Origin of the sequence: Prevotella illustrans (assembly GCF_017426725.1) — a bacterium.
Taxonomy (GTDB): domain Bacteria; phylum Bacteroidota; class Bacteroidia; order Bacteroidales; family Bacteroidaceae; genus Prevotella; species Prevotella illustrans.
In genome coordinates this window covers 1-21,603 of sequence record NZ_JAERMS010000039.1, presented here as the reverse complement: position 1 = coordinate 21,603, position 21,603 = coordinate 1, and the positions used below count along the sequence as shown (strand labels likewise).

Annotated in this window: 16 protein-coding genes, 1 tRNA gene and 1 pseudogene; 7 read left to right on the top strand and 11 right to left on the bottom strand. The window is 41.5% G+C overall.

Features of this window, described 5'->3' with window-relative positions:
• Positions 1 to 171 precede the first annotated feature (171 nt).
• From JHU38_RS10245 to JHU38_RS10235, 3 genes and pseudogenes are all read right to left on the bottom strand, one after another.
• Complete coding sequence (locus JHU38_RS10245; RefSeq protein ID WP_107581985.1) at positions 172 to 1,101, bottom strand: DNA adenine methylase; 930 nt, start codon at positions 1,099 to 1,101, stop codon at positions 172 to 174.
• The gene (locus JHU38_RS10240) at positions 1,083 to 2,108 is read right to left on the bottom strand and encodes a DNA adenine methylase (RefSeq protein ID WP_107581986.1); all 1,026 of its coding nucleotides are present in this window, start codon (positions 2,106 to 2,108) and stop codon (positions 1,083 to 1,085) included. The genes JHU38_RS10245 and JHU38_RS10240 overlap by 19 nt, the downstream gene beginning before the upstream one ends.
• A gap of 4 nt (positions 2,109 to 2,112) precedes the next feature.
• Positions 2,113 to 2,337, bottom strand: a pseudogene (locus tag JHU38_RS10235) (helix-turn-helix transcriptional regulator).
• 594 nt (positions 2,338 to 2,931) lie between these two features.
• On the opposite strand from JHU38_RS10235, the gene JHU38_RS10230 reads away from it, so the two are divergent.
• The 7 genes from JHU38_RS10230 to JHU38_RS10200 all read left to right on the top strand — a co-directional run bounded on the left by JHU38_RS10230 (position 2,932) and on the right by JHU38_RS10200 (position 10,997).
• Positions 2,932 to 4,407, top strand: coding sequence for a tyrosine-type recombinase/integrase (locus JHU38_RS10230; protein WP_107581987.1), 1,476 nt, complete (start codon positions 2,932 to 2,934; stop codon positions 4,405 to 4,407).
• Positions 4,408 to 4,502: 95 nt separating this feature from the next.
• On the top strand, positions 4,503 to 6,101 hold the full coding sequence (locus JHU38_RS10225) for an RNA-binding domain-containing protein (RefSeq protein ID WP_107581988.1): 1,599 nt from the start codon (positions 4,503 to 4,505) through the stop codon (positions 6,099 to 6,101).
• Positions 6,101 to 6,997 (top strand): hypothetical protein, encoded by an 897-nt coding sequence (locus JHU38_RS10220; protein WP_107581989.1) that lies wholly within the window; start codon positions 6,101 to 6,103, stop codon positions 6,995 to 6,997. Before JHU38_RS10225 ends, JHU38_RS10220 begins: the two co-directional genes overlap by 1 nt.
• A gap of 278 nt (positions 6,998 to 7,275) precedes the next feature.
• Positions 7,276 to 7,572: a helix-turn-helix transcriptional regulator gene (locus JHU38_RS10215; protein WP_107581990.1), complete on the top strand. Its 297-nt coding sequence runs from the start codon at positions 7,276 to 7,278 to the stop codon at positions 7,570 to 7,572.
• 9 nt (positions 7,573 to 7,581) lie between these two features.
• A complete protein-coding gene (locus JHU38_RS10210; protein ID WP_107581991.1) occupies positions 7,582 to 8,556 on the top strand; it encodes an AAA family ATPase in 975 nt (324 codons plus the stop codon).
• Positions 8,557 to 8,584: 28 nt separating this feature from the next.
• The gene (locus tag JHU38_RS10205; RefSeq protein WP_107581992.1) at positions 8,585 to 9,304 is read left to right on the top strand and encodes a DUF6371 domain-containing protein; all 720 of its coding nucleotides are present in this window, start codon (positions 8,585 to 8,587) and stop codon (positions 9,302 to 9,304) included.
• Between the two features lie 268 nt (positions 9,305 to 9,572).
• Positions 9,573 to 10,997, top strand: coding sequence for a recombinase (locus JHU38_RS10200; RefSeq protein ID WP_232369929.1), 1,425 nt, complete (start codon positions 9,573 to 9,575; stop codon positions 10,995 to 10,997).
• A gap of 93 nt (positions 10,998 to 11,090) precedes the next feature.
• On the opposite strand, the gene JHU38_RS10195 is transcribed toward JHU38_RS10200, so the two are convergent.
• The 8 genes from JHU38_RS10195 to JHU38_RS10165 form a co-directional block, all read right to left on the bottom strand.
• Positions 11,091 to 11,789 carry a TatD family hydrolase gene (locus JHU38_RS10195; protein WP_107581993.1) on the bottom strand — a complete coding sequence of 233 codons (699 nt, stop codon included), beginning with the start codon at positions 11,787 to 11,789 and terminating at the stop codon, positions 11,091 to 11,093.
• A complete protein-coding gene (gene qatC, locus JHU38_RS10190) occupies positions 11,789 to 13,081 on the bottom strand; it encodes a Qat anti-phage system QueC-like protein QatC (RefSeq protein ID WP_107581994.1) in 1,293 nt (430 codons plus the stop codon). The genes JHU38_RS10195 and qatC overlap by 1 nt, the downstream gene beginning before the upstream one ends.
• Positions 13,078 to 13,920 carry an RNA-dependent RNA polymerase family protein gene (locus tag JHU38_RS10185; RefSeq protein WP_107581995.1) on the bottom strand — a complete coding sequence of 281 codons (843 nt, stop codon included), beginning with the start codon at positions 13,918 to 13,920 and terminating at the stop codon, positions 13,078 to 13,080. Before JHU38_RS10185 ends, qatC begins: the two co-directional genes overlap by 4 nt.
• A 7-nt stretch (positions 13,921 to 13,927) precedes the next feature.
• Entirely contained in the window at positions 13,928 to 15,724 is a 1,797-nt protein-coding gene (locus JHU38_RS10180) for a KAP family P-loop NTPase fold protein (RefSeq protein WP_107581996.1), read from the bottom strand.
• Positions 15,725 to 15,780: 56 nt separating this feature from the next.
• Complete coding sequence (locus tag JHU38_RS10175) at positions 15,781 to 19,140, bottom strand: DEAD/DEAH box helicase family protein (protein WP_107581997.1); 3,360 nt, start codon at positions 19,138 to 19,140, stop codon at positions 15,781 to 15,783.
• Positions 19,140 to 19,532 carry a hypothetical protein gene (locus tag JHU38_RS12435; RefSeq protein ID WP_232369928.1) on the bottom strand — a complete coding sequence of 131 codons (393 nt, stop codon included), beginning with the start codon at positions 19,530 to 19,532 and terminating at the stop codon, positions 19,140 to 19,142. The genes JHU38_RS10175 and JHU38_RS12435 overlap by 1 nt, the downstream gene beginning before the upstream one ends.
• Positions 19,533 to 19,570: 38 nt before the next feature.
• Entirely contained in the window at positions 19,571 to 21,112 is a 1,542-nt protein-coding gene (locus JHU38_RS10170) for an Eco57I restriction-modification methylase domain-containing protein (RefSeq protein ID WP_232369927.1), read from the bottom strand.
• A 269-nt stretch (positions 21,113 to 21,381) separates the two neighbouring features.
• A tRNA-Ile gene (locus JHU38_RS10165) sits at positions 21,382 to 21,455 on the bottom strand.
• Positions 21,456 to 21,603 lie beyond the last annotated feature (148 nt).

The following is a 21,603-nucleotide window of genomic DNA, read 5'->3' as shown; positions in this document are numbered from 1 at the left end:
ACGCTCCCATCCATAGTTGGCATATTCTGGCTTTTTCCAAAATTCATTCAACAACTGGAGTTGTAGTTCGGTTTTCCGATTGAACTCTTTTGTTCTAAATGAAGTCGTTCCAAACTTCCATAGAAACGAAGCGTATGGTATTCTTTCGTATGTTGACATATGCTTAAAACTTTAATAGTTCGTAATTAAAACTTCCTTTGATTCGGGCTTTTTGGACTTTTTCTGATAATTACTATAGTGGTAGTCCATAAACAAATCATGGATATTGTAATTGTTCTGGTTTGCCCAATTCAGCAACACAACATTTTGTTTGCCCTCATGTTGAAGAACATTTGATAGTGCAAATTTTACGCCACAATCGTTTAACGAATCCAGAACCTCCATTAAGTCATGCTCATCTTTGAGAGTCCATCCAGATTTTTCGTTGTAGGTCGCTGTTGTAAGAAGATACGGTGGGTCGCAATAAACTAGACTATTTGCTGTCAAATTCTTAAAATCGAAATGTCTAAAATCCTTTGTCTGAAACTCATGTGGTTGAGCACGCAGTGCATCTAAGAATCTCACAAGTTTTCCTTCAATAGTCGTATTGAAGTCTCGCTTACCTACAGGAAGATTGAATTTTCCCTGTTCATTGAAACGTAATTGGTTATTAAATCCAAAGAGTATCAATGTGTAGAGTATAATATAATACTGACTGTTCTTTTGGGGAAATGTATTAAATTTCTCTCTAAGTTTTAGAAATTTTTCTCTATTATAAACCGAAACCCCCAGATTGGCTCCGCCTCCATAGTATGCAAAATCATGATCTCTTGTCCTACTAAATTCAAACTCATCAATAAGTTTATTTATACCCTTAATTATAGTATCGTTCTTCATCCTTTGAAGGGCTTTTAATAGGTTTATCAAAGGACGGGAAGTGTCATTGTATATTGTGTAGTTCGATGGCACATTCATTCCAACATTACACCCACCACAGAATAAATCTACAAAGATGTCTATGTCATTAGGCATAAGTGGTAGTAGCTGGTCTAAAATCCGAGCCTTTCCACCTATGTAATTAAGGGGTGATGCTATGTATTTTTTTATCTGTGTACGTTGCATAAAAAGAGCCTCTCCTTATTATCTTTATTCATTTCACTTTTTCCCGCATCAAATCCACGATAGTTCATAGAGAAGACCTGAACGTCACCTCTTGTAGATAAGATGTCTATAATTTCTTCATCTGTGAGCTTCGCATTTGAACGGCATTGTAGCTTTTTCCCAGTGTTGTTGTAAGAAAACAGTATATATCTACATCTTAATTTACTTACTAAATCAGAGAGAGCTTCCGCCGCCTGTATGCTCTTACAATACTTACTTTTCATTTGAGTTCTGTCCATTTTCTTAGCCAATCCATAGACTTCCGGCTTGTTCCAGAGAGCAATATTTTCTAATAAATGGTAAGCATCACAATATTGTCTACTGTTATATGGTGGATCTAAATAAGCTACGTCAACTTCCTCTGTACCAGCTATTAGGTTTGAATCTTCACAAAATATACGATTATTCTCATTTACAGGATAGTCATTTTCAGGCATACGCAGCTCCAATGTTCCCTCATACTTACCATCTCTTATAAATGAATCATAATGTCCGCATGTGTGTGAAATTCTATCCATTGCATAAAATAGGGAGGTTATAATAGATGCGTATTCACGTTCTGTTATGTGGCCATCCTCATATTGCGATAGAACATGGTCTCTTATATAACCTATTTTTTGGCAAGTCAGATGGTCAAAATAAGTATTCGAAAAATTCTGTGACATATAGTTATCTTCTTTCGACGCATCAAAATTATTATAATATTCCAACATCTCAGACAATGATTGTCTATCCAATGAACCAGGCGAGAACCAGCATAATGCTGCAAGATAATTACTTCTCATCATATCACAAACGACAAGTCTTTTGTCTATAAAAGCAGAAGCCACACTTCCTGTACCAGAAAAAACATCAAAAAAAGAGTCAATGTTTTTACAATTCTGATTTACGACATCTTTAATCCAGTCAAGTAACTTATATTTATTGCCAAGGTAACGACGATTGCTAATATTGAATGTGTTCAGCATACTTTTATTTTTGTGATAGAATGAAAGATTTGTATTCTCTTGTTATTAACTCCTTGATGTCCACACCAAGATAATCTGCAATTTTCAAAAGGCTCTCTAAATCAGGTTGAGAAGAGTTTGTACACCATTTAGAAACAGTCGAGGGATTAACCCCCATCTGTTCTGATAGCTATTTGCTAGTACGTTTTTTTTCGCACAAAACGACTTTTATTCTGTTTATATCTTCCATATTACTAATTTTTCACTACAAAGAAAATGAAAATATTTCATCTTCTTTGTGTATTTCCAAAAATAATCTCAAAAAGGCTTTGTTTTTATGCTTTTTATGAGAAAATTCATGTTGTAATACAAAAATGGCAGGAAAGGAAGAAGGTTAACCCCCATCTTCTTTCCCTACTGTTCAACATCAAAATTCACATTCAGAATTGATGTTCCCTCAAATCACGTCCGCAATAGAATAAAATCTATAAAAATCCTCTGCAATCCTATAAAATTTCAAAAGGTCACCGCTATGGTGCTTCGCTTTAAAAAGATCACCTGAAGGTTACCTTAAAAATAAAAAGCACCTACAATATTTTTGTAAGTGCTTGATTATTCATTGTGGACCAGCCAGGGCTTGAACCTGGGACCTCCAGATTATGAGTCTGATTGACCTGTATTTCATGAAATAACAAATAATATTAAAATGCAGTAAATAAAGCAGTTACACATTTTGTACTTTTCACGAAATTCCTTAAATTTGCAGCAGTTTGCACGTCGTAAGGTCACCTGAAGGTCACCCTATTTCGTACTAAAACCACAGTAAACAAAGGATATTTCAAGCATGGAGACGGTTATTAAGGTCACTAAAAGCAAGAAAATTGCGTCAAAGGCAGGTTCAAGAGGAGATAAGTGTCTTGCAAAATTCACTTCGTCAAACGGTAGTGTGTTCGGGTCTCTGACGCTTGACATTCGTAAAGCGGCTGAAGATTACAGCCAAGAGCTTCCTGTTGCCGTGCGTGTAAGTTATGACAGCCAAAAGGTGTTTCTCAGATTGGGAGTTAAATACACCATGTCCGATTGGGTGGGCCTATGCGATTATGAGAAATCGGGAAGGCGTGTGCAGCAAACAGAACGCAATGATCTGAAAGAACTATTAGCTGGTGTTGAACTGATGACAAACCAACTGATTGCTGAGGGTAACTTCTCTCTGCGAAGGTTGAAAGATAGGTTTCAAGGGAAACGAGACGATACTTGTACTATTTATTCGATTTGGGACAAATATCTACAAACAAAGCGGGAGGAAGGCAAGGTTGGTTCCGCTCGTTGTAGTGGGGACGTAAAAAGTCGTTTTATAAAAGATATGGGTGAAAGCGTTGCCTTGACAGATATTGATAAAAACTTCGTCCAACGTTGGGTGAGAACTATGAAGAAAGGTGGGTTGAGCGCTACAACCATAGCAATTGACCTACGTACTTTCCGCACAATTGTCAATATAGCCATAGAACGAGGGCTAATTAACGGCAATACAAAGGAAATGTTCAAAGATACAGGCTATAACAAAGTATGCAGTCGCAAGCATGAATTCCTTGACGTGGCTACGATGCGCAAGCTCTACAACTTTTGGGAAGCTGATAAAGCAGTAGACGCTGATGGGAAGGAGTTGTTCCTGCCCAGGGAGAAGTATGCCATCTTTCGTGATTTAGGGCTGTTCCTATTTATGTATTTAGGCGATGGTCAAAACTTAGCTGATACATTACGCCTGACCTATGATGGCTGGTACTTTGCTACACATGGCAAACAGCTCCGTTTCCTGCGCCACAAGACAAGGGACAGGAACGAAAGTGCAAGTGAAGTTATTTTCCCTGTCACGCCCGAATTACAAAAGATTATTGATAAATACGGAAATAAGCCCGAACAAGGTAAGCGAGTTTTTCCTATCATGAGCGAATTCATTACCCCCGAAAAGGAAGTGTGGGTAATTCAAAGATATAACCGATATATTCGCGAACACATGGCAAAGATTGCACAACTTCTTGGCATGGAGCAGTGCCCCACTGCGACATGGGCAAGGCATAGCTTTGCTACTAACCTAAACAATTCGGGATCGGTGCCTTATAAGTATATCAGTGACAGTATGGGACATTGTGGAAATGGTGATATAACTTCAAATTATATAGGAGCCTATCCATTGGGGAAAATGCTGGAATATAACTGGTATTTACTGAATGATAAGAAACAAGATGGCAAAGAGGCACTTCTCGCCCTACTTAAAAATATGACCGATGAAGAGCGTAAGCAACTGTTGGCTTCGTTATAAATAATTTTATTATCAGTGGAAGTGGAAATAAGACTTTTAAAAGTTGCGAGTTCTTTAGATAATCTATATATTTGTAAGCATTAAGAAGAAAAAAGATGGAAGAGAACCTTTATAATATACAAGAAATCAGTTCATACAGGGAAGGAAATCGACTGGAGGCTAAGAAGGCAAAGGGAGGCATCCCTAACTCGATGTGGGAGACATATTCTTCTTTTGCTAATACCGATGGTGGTATTATATTGCTTGGTGTTGATGAAAAGAAAGATGGCTCTTTTGAAGTGTCGGGTGTGCAGAATGCCGACCAGATGCTGAAGGATTTTTGGAATATGGTCAACAACCGCCAGAAAATCAATGTTAATCTTCTTGTTGAAAAAGATGTGACGGTAGAAGATTACGAAGGCAAGAAAGTAATCTCTATTCGTGTACCTCGTGCAGACCGATACCTTCGTCCTGTCTATGTCGGTCAAGACCCGATGTCTGGCTCATACCGGCGCAACGGTGAAGGCGATTACCATTGCTCTCACGAGGAGGTATCGGCCATGTATCGGGATGCTTATCAACTGACCCAAGATCGTAAATTGCTCAAACACCGCGATATGAAAGTGTTCTGCATGGACACAGTGCATAGCTATCGGAATATTTTCAATATTTCTCACATCAATCACGTTTGGTCAAAACTGGATGATGAAGAATTTCTTGGTAAAATAGGAGCCATTGGTTACGATGCTGATGAAGGTAAGTTTTATCCTACAACGGCAGGATTATTGATGTTTGGGTATGAAAACGAGATTCTCTCAGAATATCCTCAATATTTCCTCGACTATCAAGACCATCGAGATCCGAGCATCCGTTGGGTGGACAGACTGGCTTCTTCAACGGGCGAATGGAGTGGCAACGTATTCGATTTCTTCTTTGCCGTTGCTAACAAACTTAGCCACGACCTTCCTCGTCCTTTCAAGTTGGAGGGAATGATGCGAGTGGATGACACCCCACTTCATAAGGCCGTGCGCGAAGCATTATTGAACACGTTGGTTAATGCCGACTATTATGGCAGACGTGGGGTGGTCATCAAGAAATATCCTGATGGTTACACCTTCGAGAACCCGGGTGATTTCCGAATAGGTATGAAAGAGGCCATGAGTGGTGGCGTTTCCGACCCTCGCAATGCAATTCTCTTTAAGATGTTCGCCCTCATCGACCTTGGAGAACGTGCTGGTAGTGGCATCCCAACTATCATCGATGGCTGGAAATCGGCATACGGTGAACAGCCGACGTGGGAAGACACGCACAACCCAGACCGAACCATTTTGAGACTACATTGCAAAAATCTTTCGGAAGTGTTGTTTGAAAAGGCTTCCGATGATATGATGGGAAATGAGTTAGCTGGCGGTAAAGACCATGACAATACGGCGATAAACGCAGAAACTGGCGATAAACCGGCGGTAAAGACAAGTTCCGGCGATAAAACGCCTAATGAACCGGCGATAAAATCAGAAACTGGCGATAACACCGGCGATAAAATGCAGGTGATATTGAATTATATTGCGAAGAATGGAGAAGTTAAGACTTCAGATATAATGCAAGTATTTGGATTGAAGTCATCGCAATCTCGTTATTATCTCAGTACCTTGGTTGAGCAAGGGCGAATTGAAGCGTGTGGAAGTAATAAGAACCGAACCTATAAAGCAATATAATGACACTATACGATTTCTTTCAGGAGAAAATCCTTCCATGGTTTAAGGGTGATTACCAAGAATTCAGTTCCAAAATTGTTGATGGATATTCTCTCTATGTTGCCACATGGGATAAGGAACCGAGGCAAGCCATGATTACCACCAATGCACTGGCTCTATTACAGCTCATCTTTGATAGGCACTCTGAATCCACAGGAAACAAAGAAGCTGATTTACTAAGCTCACAAGTAAGTCGCTGGTACGTGAATGGTTTCACATCTGCCTATAATTACTGTCGCAGATATGACCTTGACCATCCCTTTGAGCATACGAACTTTGCTCAGTGGAGTGTAAAATTGAATTCGTCAGACGATTTGGAGCGTGGTGAATGGGACTTAGATATGTTCCGCAGATATACAATTAACCTTGGGCGGCGTGAGGGTACATTATTTTATGTTGCTGAGAAAGAAAGTTGTAATGGACAAATGGTAATGGAACATAAAGACCAGCCAAAAGAAAAAGCGAACAAACTATCACCAATTGTACCTAAAGCAGAAGATGATTATCATTTCCCTGATGGCTTGTTAGAAGAACTTTATAAGAGATTCAACGGAGAAATATTCAAAGATTTAACCTCAGCAGATGAGTTCAAAAGTATCATTACCCGCAAATTGCATACAAGTCACCTCGCCGCATGTTCGCAGAAGAAAATGCTCATGTATAAAATTCTGCATGATCTATCTCTCTTGTTGCCCGAGGATATTCGTGCCACTTGGCTCAAAGATATAGCCAAAGAATGTGGCTATAAAGTTGAAAATATTAACAAGAAGTACAAAGGGAGCGATAGCGTGACGGAAGCGTACCATAAAAAGATGGAACAGATTGGGCATATTTTCAGGAAATATAGTCGTACATGACAATTTTCTATATCTATCCTATACTCAAATAGCGTATCTCCACTTCGGAAATACGCTATTTGTGCGTTTCATACGATACCATGTGATTCCCAAACACGCCCACTTATTCCCACCTTTGATAAATCAACAGAATTCTACTAAAATATTTTTAAAACCAAATCATTGATTATCAATGTCTTACTATCAAATTTTACCTGTAATCATAAAAATATTTAGGTGCCACTTGTAGCCACTTTCCCACTTACGACATTTGCAGCATCATTTTTAAATTTCATGATATGAAAGGTAATTTCATTATGCTGCAAAAGGAAGACCTCAAAGAGGTCATTGCAGAAGTATTAGAGACAATGGTGGGCAAGAATCTGCTGAAAGAAACAGCTCTGGTAGAATCCACCGAGTATTTAACCCGCGACGAGCTGTGCGCACGCCTGCATATCACCTATACCACACTCTGGCGGATGGAGAAGCGTGGGGAGATACATGTGCATAAGATTGGCAGGCGCAACCTGTATTCCAAGCAGGAAGTGGACGCCTTGATTTCCAATGGGCTCCCAGCCAATACGAGCAATCAATAGAGCAACGCTATGGATAAACTGATCAAGACGATTCCCAAACCGCCTGAAACAGACTACATCCTGTCTTCCTTTCATGAGTTGCAGGAACAGGGAGCCGTTGACGCAGGTGGTTTCCATGTGTCTTCCATGAATGACTGCGTAAGGAGGGGCAAGTCGCTGCCTCCTGTCGTCGTCCTATATCCCAATATTGTCCTCGAAGGTGACCTTTGCATCATCTTCGGACAGTCGGGCATCGGCAAGACCATCTTCGCCATGCAGGTGGCAAGGGATATTGCGGCAAGGGGGAAGCGGGTGCTGTACGCTGACTTCGAGATGACACTGCGACAGCTGGCCCTCCGCTACGAGTCTCCGAATTTTCCTCCCACCTTCTTCCGTGCGGAGATGGACATGGAAGCTCCAGCTGGCGATGTGCTGAAGGGGATAGAGGCGGCAGCCGTGACGAATATGGCGGAGGTGGTGTTCATCGATAACATCACCGCCCTCAGCCAGTCGCTCGACAAGAGCTCCGACGCCGGTTCGCTCATGGCTTCTTTAAATGCCTTGAAACGGAAATATAACTGGACGCTGGTCATCCTCAACCATGTACCCAAAATGTTCTCCGGCTCCGTGCCTCTTTCCCTGTCGGCCATACAGGGTTCCGCCAAACTCAATCAGCTCATAGACGATGCCGTGGGACTGGGGCAGTCAAGCCGTGACAAGTCTATGGTCTATGTGAAGCAGTGCAAGTGGCGCAATGGTGAAGTGGTACTCGATGCGGATAATGTGGCTTTATACGAGCGGACCATGAACGGCGATGGCAATCTGTGCTTTACTTTCCGAGGCTATGACACGGAAGCCGTCCATCTGGAAACGGCAAGTGCCAGCGGGCGTGAGGAACTGAAAGCGAAAGTCAAGGAATTGTCCTCACAGGGCATGAAGCAGCAGGACATAGCCAGGGAATGCGGTATCACCCAGAGTAAGGTATCAAGGCTTCTGAACAGCTGATTTATGCACTTTATTCACTTTATGCAATATGCATAAGTGCATAAACTGCATAAAACACATGGAAAATATGGAAAATCAGGATTTGAAGAGAATATCGGCGGCCAAGGCTGCGCCCAATGATCGGATATTGATAGACATTCCTAAACTGGGTATAGGATGCCATTATTCCTCCCTTACGGATTATCTGGATAAGGCCGTGGATTATAATCCCAAGATGTTGTCAGCTATTGACTACCTTATCATGCGGTTTCATCTTGGTGCTGTTACTAAGCTGGTGAACGGGCACCACGGAACGGTGCTACCCAGAATTAGCCGGAATGACAAGGTTGTTGGTGGAAGCGTACTGTACTTTGATACGGACAGTGGTGTCGCTTTGCGTAGAGAATCCTTAGTGGAACATCTTTATAGCTGGTATTGCTTCGACTATTACACAGATGATGAAGTATTCTTTGGCGAGCATCTACTTTCAAACAAACCTGTCGCCATCGTGCAAGAGGAAAAGACTGCCCTGCTCGGTACGCTTGCCGAGCCCTCCATTGACTGGCTGGCAGTCGGGGAAGGCTGCAACCTCACCGATGACATGATGGCAAAATTGGAAGGCAAGAGAGTGGTACTTTTCCCTGATGATATGAACTATGATTATTGGACGGAGAAGTTCAAAGGTCGGTTCAAGGTCGATAATGGATTTATCCAGCATGACATCAACGAATACCTTATTGATAAAATCAGGAGTCGGGGAAGGCCATAGTCGCTGAAGGTATCGGGGAGGACGAACAGGGCTTTGCCCTTGTTATAGCCCACTATAACTACACGCTGCGCTTTCGTAGTTGTGGGTCCAAGGCCAGCCTTGGAGAACCGGCGGGAGTGACTCTCTCCCTGCACCCTCCACTCATGGGCATCTGCCCCCAAGACCCCTGACCAGAGCGTGACATTCTCTCTGGACTCTCCGCTTAGGGCATTTCCCCTAAGAACCCTTTACAAAGAAAAATTCTCTAACACATTAAACTTTGTTGATTATGACACAAATGACATCCGTACACATCAAGCCCTGCCACATCGGGCAAAGTGAAGCACATAACCAAAGAACAAAAGCGTATCTCGACCACATCAATGCAGAAAAACTTTATATTAGGAAAGACCTGATACCAGATAATCAGTCGTGGACATCAGAGCAGCAAGGCGACATGACCTTGCAACAGTATTACGATGCCATTGGCAGGATGGTAAAGGAAAAGACAGGCCGAGCCATGCAGACCAAGGAACGGGAAAGGGTGAACAAGAAAACGGGCAAGGTAACCAAAATTGCCGGCTGTACTCCCTTGCGCGAGGGTGTCGTGGTTTGCAAGCCAGACACCACCATGGAACAACTGAAGTCTTTTACTGACCTTTGTCAGCAGCGTTTCGGTATTACAGCCATACAAATACACCTTCATCGTGATGAGGGGCATTGTACGGATCCAAGCGACACTTCTACATGGAAACCCAATTATCATGCCCACATCATCTGGGACTGGATGAACCATGATTCGGGCAAGTCCTGCAAACTGGACAATGAAGACATCAGCCTCATTCAGGATATGGCAGCGGAATCTTTGGAAATGGAGCGCGGTGCTTCCAAGTTGGAAACGGGCAGACAGCATCTGGAGCGGAACGACTATATTGTGGCCAAGCAGAAGCGTGAGTTGGAAGATGCCAGGAAGCAAGCGGAAGAGTTGGCAAGGGAACACGAACAGAAAGCCCTTGATTGTGAAAAGCTGGATAGGAAAATCCACGAAAAGCAAGTGAAAGCCAATCGGGAAAATGGCAGTGCCATTCTTTCCGGTCTGGCTCATATTGCAGGGAAGGGCAGGTATGCCCAGTTGGAAACAGAAAATGAAAAAATGAAAAAACAAGTCGCTGCAATTCCGCAAGTGGTTGCTCAGCAAGTAGAAACCTTAACCATTACCTATAAAGAGGAGATAACCAAGGAGCAGAATCGTGCAGATTTTTGGCTTACTAAATGTAATAAGCAAGAGCGTATCTACAAAGGATTGATTACCGAATTGAAAAATCGAGAAGAGAATCTCAAGCAAGAGTTGCAACAACGTGATAAAATCATCGCTACAATGAAGGCTGGGCTAACAGAATTTCTAAGAGGTTTCACGGTTATTTGTCAAAATGCCATCAATGCCGTTATAGGCTTTGCCCATGACACTAAATTGCAGCATTTTACCTTCCCTCAGGCGACAGCCATCAACGAATATCTTTCTAAAGAGTCAAGAGACAGGCGTAATGGTGCCACTATTCTGACCCTCCTCACCCGTCCCTTTCTTAGTTTGTTTGAGCATCAGAAGGGAAAGGCGGAAATCGAGAATGTGGTTGATAACTTCGATTGGTACAAGGAGAGGCAAAAACAAAAGCAGCAAGAAGAGGTAAGGAATAGGCCAAGGTTTCGAAGGTGAAAAAATACCTTTCTATTCCTTTGCAAGAGGTAGGAAGGTACTTTTGTTAAATGATACTGTCATTATCATATCTCTGCTACCTTGAATACTCATTTATACTAATATCGTCTTAAAATTATCCCAGAGATTAATATCTTCCTGACATTCCACTATCAACTGTGTCGTCTTTTTTAGTGTTCCCGAATGAGTATCCCAATTTCGAGTAAACGGGCTATCTGTTTCAAGTAACAATCTGTTTTTAGGTATTAACGGCAATAATGTTAGAAACTTTCTTGATTCCATCATAGAAAGATTAACAGATATATAAAATCCAGTTTCAATAGCATCAAATAACTCTCCTTTACTTCCTGTAAACCAATGAAGGATAGGTTTGAATCTAAAATCTTTCCCTATAATCTGTAAAACTTGGCGAACTGCACGGCGTGAATGAATAGTTAGGATTTTGTCCTCATCATAACGGCATCTTTCTATCAATTCGCTAAAAAAGGCTATTTGATCTTCCTTATATGTTGTATCAACAAAGTCTAAACCAATCTCACCTATATAACGTGCATAAGGTAACAAATTCCACATCATAGGAATTTGTTTTTTGTATAGATGTATTAATTCAGGATGAAATCCAAGAGCAAATCTGATATACTTACTCCTAAGTTCTACAGACTCCTTTCTATATAGGTCTGGCAAATTAGTAACGGCTATAGTATAGATTTGCTGTTGTTCTATTTCTCGAATAGCTGCGAATCTATCTTTTTGCAAGTCAAGGTGAAAATGGGTATCATATAAATATTCCATCACAGTGTCTCAATAAAATTAGCTAACTCTTCCATTCCTCTTACATAAAGGTCCGCAAATTCCTGATGGCGTTCCGTAATCCGACCAGAAAGTTGAATAGCCATCAATGGGCTAATTTGATGCTCATGATAATACTTTAATCCTAATCGGTAGGATTTCAAAATTATCCTATTTTCAGGCGATCTATAGTTTACATCTCTATAAGTAGAAACATCATTTATTCCAGCGAACTTTATTGCTGCACGGCGAATCGTACAAGGCAGACAACATCCACAATGCGAAGGCTCAGTTTCCCCCGAATATCTTCCTAAGTCAGGATGTGAGCAAGACATCGTCCATTGAATATTATTCTCTAAAAAGACTCTGTCAAGGCAATCTCTTGCCATTTCACCTTTAGTCTTAAATTGGTAAGGATTTATTATTGTTATTGGTAGTTCAAGATTATTTAGGAGTTGCTGCAACATCCCCATAAAATATGGATGTGTTGTACGTGTACTCAAGCTTCCTGATCTATGAATAGTCAATGGTATATTCAAGGAAATTACACCATTTTCTGGCACATATAAAGTAACTGGATTACCCATTCCTGAAGCTAATAATATGGCATGTGAAAAGAACATCAATGAACGAGAGCGTGTTGTATCTTCTTCTCCTTTCTTTGGAGATGCATAAAACTGAAAGAATCTATTTACATCATAACCAAAATGCTCACTTAGCAAGTTTATAACTTTATTTTGATACACGCTTACTCCTTTACCTCCGTTATAATTGCCAACAAAAATAGGTTTTGTGCCTTTTGTCAAAAGATCTGTTGCACCTATGAATGAATCAAGTCCTCCAGATAACATGCAAAAATCAGATGCAACAAGTGTTTGTTTACTTTTACCCATTAGATTACTTCTAAAAGTTTCATATTCATTTAGTTGCCTCTCGCGGAAATTGAATTGCCAGTAATCACCTGTTAAGAAGTGTAACATAGATTCTAGAAGTTGCTTATTAGCATTCCACTTTTCAAAACAAAGTACAGGCATGTAAATAGAGAAACTCCGTGTCCAAGCATCTGGTTGAGTGCGACGTAAAATTTTTCTATCAGCAGAAAACACCATCAGAGAGATGTATAATAAATCTACTGCCTCTAAGGCAAAGAAATTTGGAATCATGTTAAGGTGTCGTATGCGATTTGTCCATAGCGTATACGAGCATTTTTCCTTGGTATGCAGTGGAATTTGTTCCGCACCAGCTACTTGAAATGTATCATTGTCATTTAAATGACATACAAAAACTTTTTTCATTTGGCAAGTTCCTCCATTACTTTATAACAATCCTCGTATAAATCATCTACAAATCTATTAATCTCATGCTGAGTTACCCCTTCATGAAGATGTTCTGTCAACCTACCACTAACAACTCCATCTATGAATGTTTTCAAATCACTTTCTATAGTTGTTATATCAACAGTACTCTTATCACCTGTCAATTCTCCAAAAGCAACTTCATTTAGAAGCCTGTAAAAAATAGAGTTAGTAACAAAGTGTGAAACCATAAACTCAAGTAGCTCTGGGGTAAACATCTCTAGACTTTGATAATTCATCAAATCGCTCTCAAATAATTCTGAGAATGTCTGTGATAAAGCTCTGTCTGCAATGGCATCTTCTCGTGAAGCAGAGCCTGTGGAAAGATAAATATAGATATCATTGAAGATGTCCTGAACACTACGTCCTTCAAAGATTATTCCACTTTGTTCTATATGACGACGAATATCACTTGGACTACCAGAGAATAAAGTAATAATACCTCTAGCTACTCGCTTAGAAGACGTGGAAGTTCTGGCTGCATGTTTATAGCCACCTGATGCTTTGGTATAGTTTTTAACTATCAATCTCACATTAGGACTCCAGTTTCCAATCTCATTCGAGAATGTCCGTTTTGCCTGTGTCCAACTTACGCGTGTTGCACTTTCTTTCTGGGATTCTTCTTGTTCAGGATTGTCCCCTTTCTCTTTTTCCCCCTTCTCGGATTGTTCTTGTTCAACAGGGGTGTCTTCTATTGGTTGCTCGTCCGAATCTCCTGTATAGTCAGCTGGAAGAAGAGATGATCCCTTTGGACCTTTATATAAGTTAGATGTTCCCATATACTATTTATTTAAATATTATACCAACAGAAGTATTAAGTTTGTTATTTGTCAAAAGATAAGTCTTAAGTATTTCCTTCGTATCAATATCAAGTGTATTTACAAAGGCTGTCATTTGACCCACTAAGCCAGCTGTAATCCTTGTATTTGGGAGCGACATAATTTTGGCAACGGCCTCCTTTTGTTGATTTTGGTTCTTTGCAAGTTCAAGATAAGATTTGAATTTCTTGCCATCAATAATTTCTTCCTTTATTAATTCCTCAAACATAGCTTTGGATAACAAAATTTGTTCCGATGGAGCCAATTGACTAGCAGCTTCAATAGCTTTATTTCTTACCGCTTCTGAGGAATCTAAAAGATTCTGTAATAAAATCTTTGCCTGAGTGCTTAGTATTTCTGCATTTGAAGAATATATTTTTCTACTTTCACGGGAAAAATAAAAATAGTCAGAAAGATTACTAATTGAGCTCAGTAATGGTTCTCCTTTTACCCATTTCTGTACCCACTCATCATTTACCCAGTCCTTTAATATAGTGTATGCACTTCCGTTATCTCCATTCTCCAATTGTTTCAATTCTCCTTTACTTTCTGGGTTCATTAGTACTTCTATAAAAGTAGGTTTATAGTACTCGGCAAGCATAAGTTTAGCTAATACTTTCTTTTGGAGTGTAATTTGTCTTTTTTCGGCTAACGAAATTCGCATCATCAAGGTGTTGAAAAAGCGTTTACAATGGCGAGGATTACCTTTCATAAGAGCTGCCAGGGAGGAATAAATTTGATTAGACAAATCAAAAGCTTCTTTTATCTTTTCTGTAGGTTCTTTGCCTAATGCAGCCTTTACGGATTCAATAGTAAATTCATCGTTTATCCCCATATTTGGAATTGCTTGAGCTATTGTTTTAAAATCAAGATCTTCTATTTGAAGAAGGAGACATGTGATGTACTGCTTAACCTCCTCCTCATTTAGCTGAGGTATCTTAACTGGGTATTGAACCAATTTTTCTAGATATTCCTTACTTATATCTATATCATGCCCAGGAATGTCACGATACTTTGTTTTAACAGCATAGCTAACAAGACGTTCATCTGCACCGATGATAAAGGTTGCTCCTGGGACATAGAGAAATAATCTGATTGCTTCAAAAATATCAAGAATTGTATCAGGCGTACAACGATCTAGCTCATCTATGAAAACAACAAGACGTTCATTCTTGCAGTCATCAAATATTTCTTTAAATGTCTTCCTGAAATTCTTGATTTCGGTGCGCTTGGTATCTTCAGTATTTAGAGTGTCTATTAGTTTCTTTATTTCAGCCTCTGAAACATCACCAGCCTTTTGCTTTATTGAGCTAATTAATCCTGTAAGCGTTAATTCGGTGATTGTTCCAACGCCTCCTGTAAGCAAGAAGTCCAATCCGTACTTTATGCCCTTGCTTAACAATTTCCCTTTATCAACCTGTTTAAGTAATTCAGCTATTTTATCCTTGCCCTTAACAAAAAGATTCTTTTTCTCGGCGTTATGCATTGCATCAAGGATTGTACCGCACAGGGCTGTCTTGGCATCTTCATAGCCTTCAAATAACCAACCGTTAAATTCTATAGTGAGTATATTCTGGTCTGAATCTAATAATTTCTTGGTAAGTTTCATTAGCGTTGATTTACCACTCCCCCAATCACCATATATACCTATTGTGGCAGGACTAAGATTATCATCTTCGGCTATCTCAGCGACTTGTTCAGATAGGTAGCTGAAATTCAGAAGATCCAGTTCTGCTTCACAATCTTTCCACATTTTATTTGCCATGTTAGTATTATTATTGAATTTAGCTTCAAGGTAAAATTTGACATTCAGTTTATTTTCTATATTTCGAATACCTTATCCAAAAGGTCCTCCATCGTCCCACTCTTTGCCGCTGGCAAGCTATCCGCTTGTCTTAGATGGTGTTCTGAGGAAGGGATGTAAATTGTATCGTCAAAGCCTAGAATATAGCGTGTGGCGATGCGGTAGATGCACTCGGTTGGCGCTAATCCGTATATCTGGTTTTTGAAGATGTGGCGTAATCTCTCCTCGTTGTCAGGATAGGCATCTTTGAGTCCTTTGCTATTATAGAGACGCTTTACTAGCTCAGTGATATATTGTCCGGACTTCATATAGAGGTCTGCAAAGGTCTTGTCTGGATCATCAAAGCATCCCGGATTTTCTTGTTCCAACAGGTCAACCATTTTCTTCACAATCGGTTTGGGCGTGAATATCTGATTAGTTTTCTGTGGAGGAATATAGTTAAAGATGTCCTCCTCAATCTTTGAGTCAAAATAGTTGGCCAGACGCTTGCGCAAAGCCATAAACTCGCGCACTGAATCATTGAACACCACCTCGTCGAAGAAATGTCCTGGGCTATATTCCGTTTGTCCCGTCTCTTCATTAATGTAATCGCCTCCGTCACGCAGCAGGTGAAATTGTTTCTTGGTTACACTTGTTACTTCTAGGAACACCTCATCAGGCACGTTGCTGTCGAAGTTCTGCAATGTCGTTTCTTCGTTTCCATAACCCATAAGGAACGAAGGGATGGTGCGCGAAAAACCTCGCAAATGATCACGAATCAACTCGTCAGTATTGCCTTTCTTTTTATCAATACGCTGCTGCTCGTAAGTGTCAGCGATAATCTCTGCCCCTCTATCCAATAAGTCTTCTGCCTTTTCTTGGATGGTCTTGGTCAGGTTCTCGTCAATGGCTTTCTTCTTTGCTTCTGCCTCAATTCTTATGTCTTTTTGCTGTTGGGTAGTTTTGCCTTGACAATCCAATTCACACTGACGTTCTATTTTCTTTTTGTCGATGGATGCCTGATGGCAGTAAGTACCGATTTGCTCATTTATTGCTTTCTTGATGCGAATGGATGCCACACCTTGATTGCGTTTTGTCAGTTTGTCCTTGTGTGTCTCTTCTAGTCCTTTATCAGCAGCAGAGAATAAAACAGTTGTAAGGTGAGTGCTTACATTATCTATCATTTGTTCCTCGGCACTCTTCCCTTGATGTTCTTTCGACTGACTGTATTTTTGTATGCTTTCCACTATAAAACCATCCAGCACATCTTTAGGTTCTCCATAGATTTTATCACCAAACAGGTCCTCTTTCAGTGCCGTAACTTTCATTGGGTCGGGTTGTGCATTTCCTTTCTCGTCTATATCATGCGAAAGTTCCTCCACCTCATTAGTGCTCACCTCGTTGTTTTTGGGTGCTTTTACGGGGGTAAATTGATTGATAATGTTAATAATGCCTGAAGAACAACCGTAAATACTGGAAATGTTGGCAAAGAGAAAATTACTCATAAAACCGCTGCGCACCACCTCCTTTGATCGTATTTTGCGAGGTATGAGCATCACTTGCTCGGCATCGAGCGGTATCATTTCCCCGTCTTCGTCTTCACCAATCACTGGGAAGAAGTTCAGCAGCTCGCGGATATGGCGCTTGCGTGTGTCACTGTCCCCATTACCCGAGGCGGTGTCGGCAGAAAGGCCATTCGCCATTTCCTCATAGTTGGTAAGGGTGCGAGCTGGGTCAAAGTCGAAGATATAAGCGTTCTCTTTACGATGATACACCCCATTGGCGTCTATATACAGATAAGGAGTTTGTGCTCGGAAAGCGGCCTGCATGTATTGTGCAGGACTCTTCATGTTGCTCAGTATCAATACTGCTGTCCATTCAGGAATGGTTACGCCCGTTGTGAGCTGACCCACCGAGAGGGTTATTGTACCCTGGGGATGATCGGCAATGGCTTTGCGCACACGGTTGAGTGAACTATCGTCCTCTATGATTTCGTCATTGTCGGTCTTTCCGTCTCCGGCAGCGACAACTACCTCAATATCGGCAAATTCGGGATGCCGTTTGCTATCTCTCAACTTTTCTGCCAGTTTCTTGGCAGAGTCCACCCGATTAAGCAACCAGAAAGTATGGCGCAATTCTTTGCGTAATTCTGGAGTTGAGAAGGGATAACGCTGCTGACGGATCAATGCATCAATCCACTTATCTACCGCTTCGTCATGCACGAAACGACCGCGATCCACTCTGAAAAACTCGTTCAGGTCAAAAGCGTATGCCTCGGTTTCGCCGTCTATTTCCACACCCTCGAGTACCTTTTCCGTCACAATATCGCTCATGCGATAGGTGTACATATTGAGCCGTGGCATCTCGGCATAGGGGTTGGTGCCCCGGCTTTCGTCCCACGATGCCTTTGCCTTGCACTCGTCGGCATAGGTCCAGTTGAAAATGGCATCCTGTGGAAACTTCTCGTTGGCCAATGCCTTGAATGGTGTACCGCTGAGGTGAAGGGTATGCTTGCGCCTGATTTGGTCGAAAGCTACATCTGTTTTATAGGTATCTACCCCTTCATGGGCTTCGTCGATGACCAGCAAGTCCCAGGTGAGTTGGGCTACTTCTCCCAGTTTGTCGTGGCTTCCTCCGAAATAGATAGAGCCTTTCAGGTCTTGCAGACTCACGAACTCTATACAGTTCTTCACCCTGTCTGGCTGCTTGATATATTCCAAATATTGCTGGCGCGTGAGACAAGGCGTGTCCTTGCGTTCAAGGAGGGCAGATACACGGCTGACGAAAAGATAGCGTTCCTGCCCCACGAACTTCAAGTAGTCTGAATACCATGAGTCGGCAATGGCAGGACGATTGGTAACGACGAGCACATTCTTGAATTTCATGCGCAGGCACAGGTCATAGACCGCCAGCGTCTTGCCAAATCGGGGCTTAGCATTCCAAAGGTATTCAGTTTCGGGCCGGTTGGTAAAACTGTCTATCGTCTTGCGCACCGCTTCCCCTTGACTGTCGTCTCTTAACTGATACTGCTGAGTGGCCTTGCCTTTTATCACACCATGATTTGCACGGAAGTCATAAAAGTGATGGCGTGATTCATCAGTGCCTATCCGGAACCATTCCGTCTTGGGCTCCTGTTCATATCCTAGCTTGTTCAGATAAGCATGGAAGGCCTTGTCCAGAAAACTCTCGTTGGAGCCTTCATACACCGCATTACCATACCATTCCAATACCCAGGCAATATTCGCCGTGTGGCATTGCTGCTTAATACGGACTTTCACATCTTTTTGTTCCGTATAGCCTATCTTTACCCAACCATTGTGTCGGGCTATTTCTGGCGTGGTGTAGGCATAAATCTGTGGTACAACCACATGGGTAGTTTGTATATTGGGTGTTTTCATCAGTCCATCTCCTTTACATGGGTCTCTATGAACTGGCGTTCCTCCGCTGTCAATCCATATTTATCATAGAGTTGTACGTCTATCTCATGCACGCTCTTAGTCCAATCAATATCAGAAGAAGAGGTGAAGTCTTGGAGAGGGACATACTTCCAAGTGGATATAGGATTGTGCTGTGTTATTTTCAATACGCCAAGCATGGCTCGAGAGAATTTTCCAACAATGTATTTAAAGAGAGCTTGGGCTTCGGATTCGTTTTCAAACGCGCCGACACCGATGAAAGTTTGAGTATAGCCGATTAACGGCGTAGATAATACCTCTCCTATGGCACCAGAGCCGTTTGACTCGGGTATAAGCACTTTCCAAGTGTTTATCTGATTGTTACTGTCATCCAAATAGTATTTGTCTATAAATCGCCAGCTTCTTTTGCCTCCTATAAGCCCGATAATCGCAATATCGTCCTCACCCGTCTTGCTTTCATGGAATACGGGCAGTCGTTCAAAATATTCGTCCGGAGCAGCTTGTCCTTGCCATCAGACTTGATTAAAGGCTTAAACTCTGGGTGTCTCTCATACAAATGGTCTAAGTCGAATTTAGTTGGTGCATAAATAATTTCTGCCAACGACTTATCAAAAGCCTCTTTAACTTTGTACAGGATACTGTTCAACTCTGGAATTGGAGTGAACACGCCAATTGCACCAAAATTTTCATTTAGGTTTCGATACGTAATAGCTACTCCACCTTTTATATCTGTATTTGGAAAGACCTTGCTACTATCCTGCTCGTATGTCAATACTTTCAGGTTAGGATCGTTCAACATTTTCTTGTTCCATTCTTTTGGAGTTTGTCCTGCATTAAAGAGGAAGCGGGCAGGTGATATCAAAAGAACTTTTTCCGATACTTTATAAGTTCCATCCATAAATTTATCGTAGATTGGCGGTTGGCGACCATTATCTTCTTTTTCCTCTTGGTACGGCGGATTTCCTATTACAAAATCGAATTTCATAGACCATTTCATTTTATGATGGGTTTTATAGTTCTTGATGATAAAGTCGAGGTACAGGCAATCGAAGTGGTCGGGCTGTTCGTCGAGGGAGGGAATCCAGCGACGGAGACGGCAGCGGAGGCCGTCGTGGAGCAGAATGTCGTTTTTATCGCATCCTGGGCACGGCGTCACGGTGGTAGTCTCATTTCCGAATAGGTCGCCCTCTGTGAGGCGCTCGTCATGGCAGGAGCAAGGCACCACGGCTTTCAGTCCGTCCATTTGCCAGACATTCCAGGATATTATTTCTGCTGCCCTGAATATTGTTGTTTTGTCTGCCCTTTTGCCGAACCGCTGCTCATGATACTCGTTGAAGGTAGCGAGCAAGGCTTCACGCGCAAGGAGCAGATTGTCGCCCTGCCACTCATAACCATACACACAGCCCAATGCTAAAAGTGCCCAGTGGGTCCATTCTTTATCAGTACTTTTATCGTTCACCTTGCGCAGCTTGCGGTCGAGGATACCTGTTCGCTCGGCAATCGGGATGGACTCGCCCGACACCGTGTCATAGCGCGAGGTCAGGAACGGAGCTTCGCCGCAGGTAATTTCCAGTCGAGTAGCAAGTACATAGTCCTGCCAAGCGTTTTTGTTTTCATTCAATTCCTCTTGGCGGCCTATCCATTCCTCATCAATGACATCGTTCATTTTTCCTACAAGCCACGACGGTGTAAACACCTCGGCCATCTGCCGTGAGCGGCGCAACTGTTCATCACGACTTTTCATAGCGCGGGGCATGATGATATTCCCATGCTTACCTGTTATGGCCTCCACAGTTATACTATCATGCCATTCATAGCCCTTACCGTAGTTGGTATAACTGTCTGTTGCCCAAAAAATATTCTTTCGGGTGGTATGGTCGGAGAGGAGCACTTCAAGCAGTCCCGGCTCATCTTGCAGTAATTTGTTTTCGAGTATATCTATAGGCTCAGACATATATTAAACGATTGTTCCTCGCAAATTTACAAAAAATATTGGATAAGTTGAACTACTACCTTGAGAAATAGTTTCTTTATGTGAGTTTTCTTCAAATGACCTTTGAAGAACTTTATACTTTCTTAGTATCATTATATAGTTGTTCTATGTGATTTAATGTAATTCATCAACATTGCAGATATAAAGTTTTGCTTCAAAAAGGTCACATGAAGGTCACCCTGAAAAGAAAAAGCACCTACAAAATCTTTGTAAGTGCTTGATATTCAGCGTGGACCAGCCTGGGCTTGAACCAGGGACCTCCAGATTATGAGTCTGTTGCTCTAACCAACTGAGCTACAAGTCCGACTTATGCCTTGCGGAATAAGTTTTGTGGGTGCAAAGATACAGCATTTGGAGGAAAGTGCCAAATATTTTGGAATAAAATGCTGTATGATAGCAATAGTGTCCTAAATATTTTTCAAAAAAGTGAAGGAAGTTGTTTTCACTAAGGC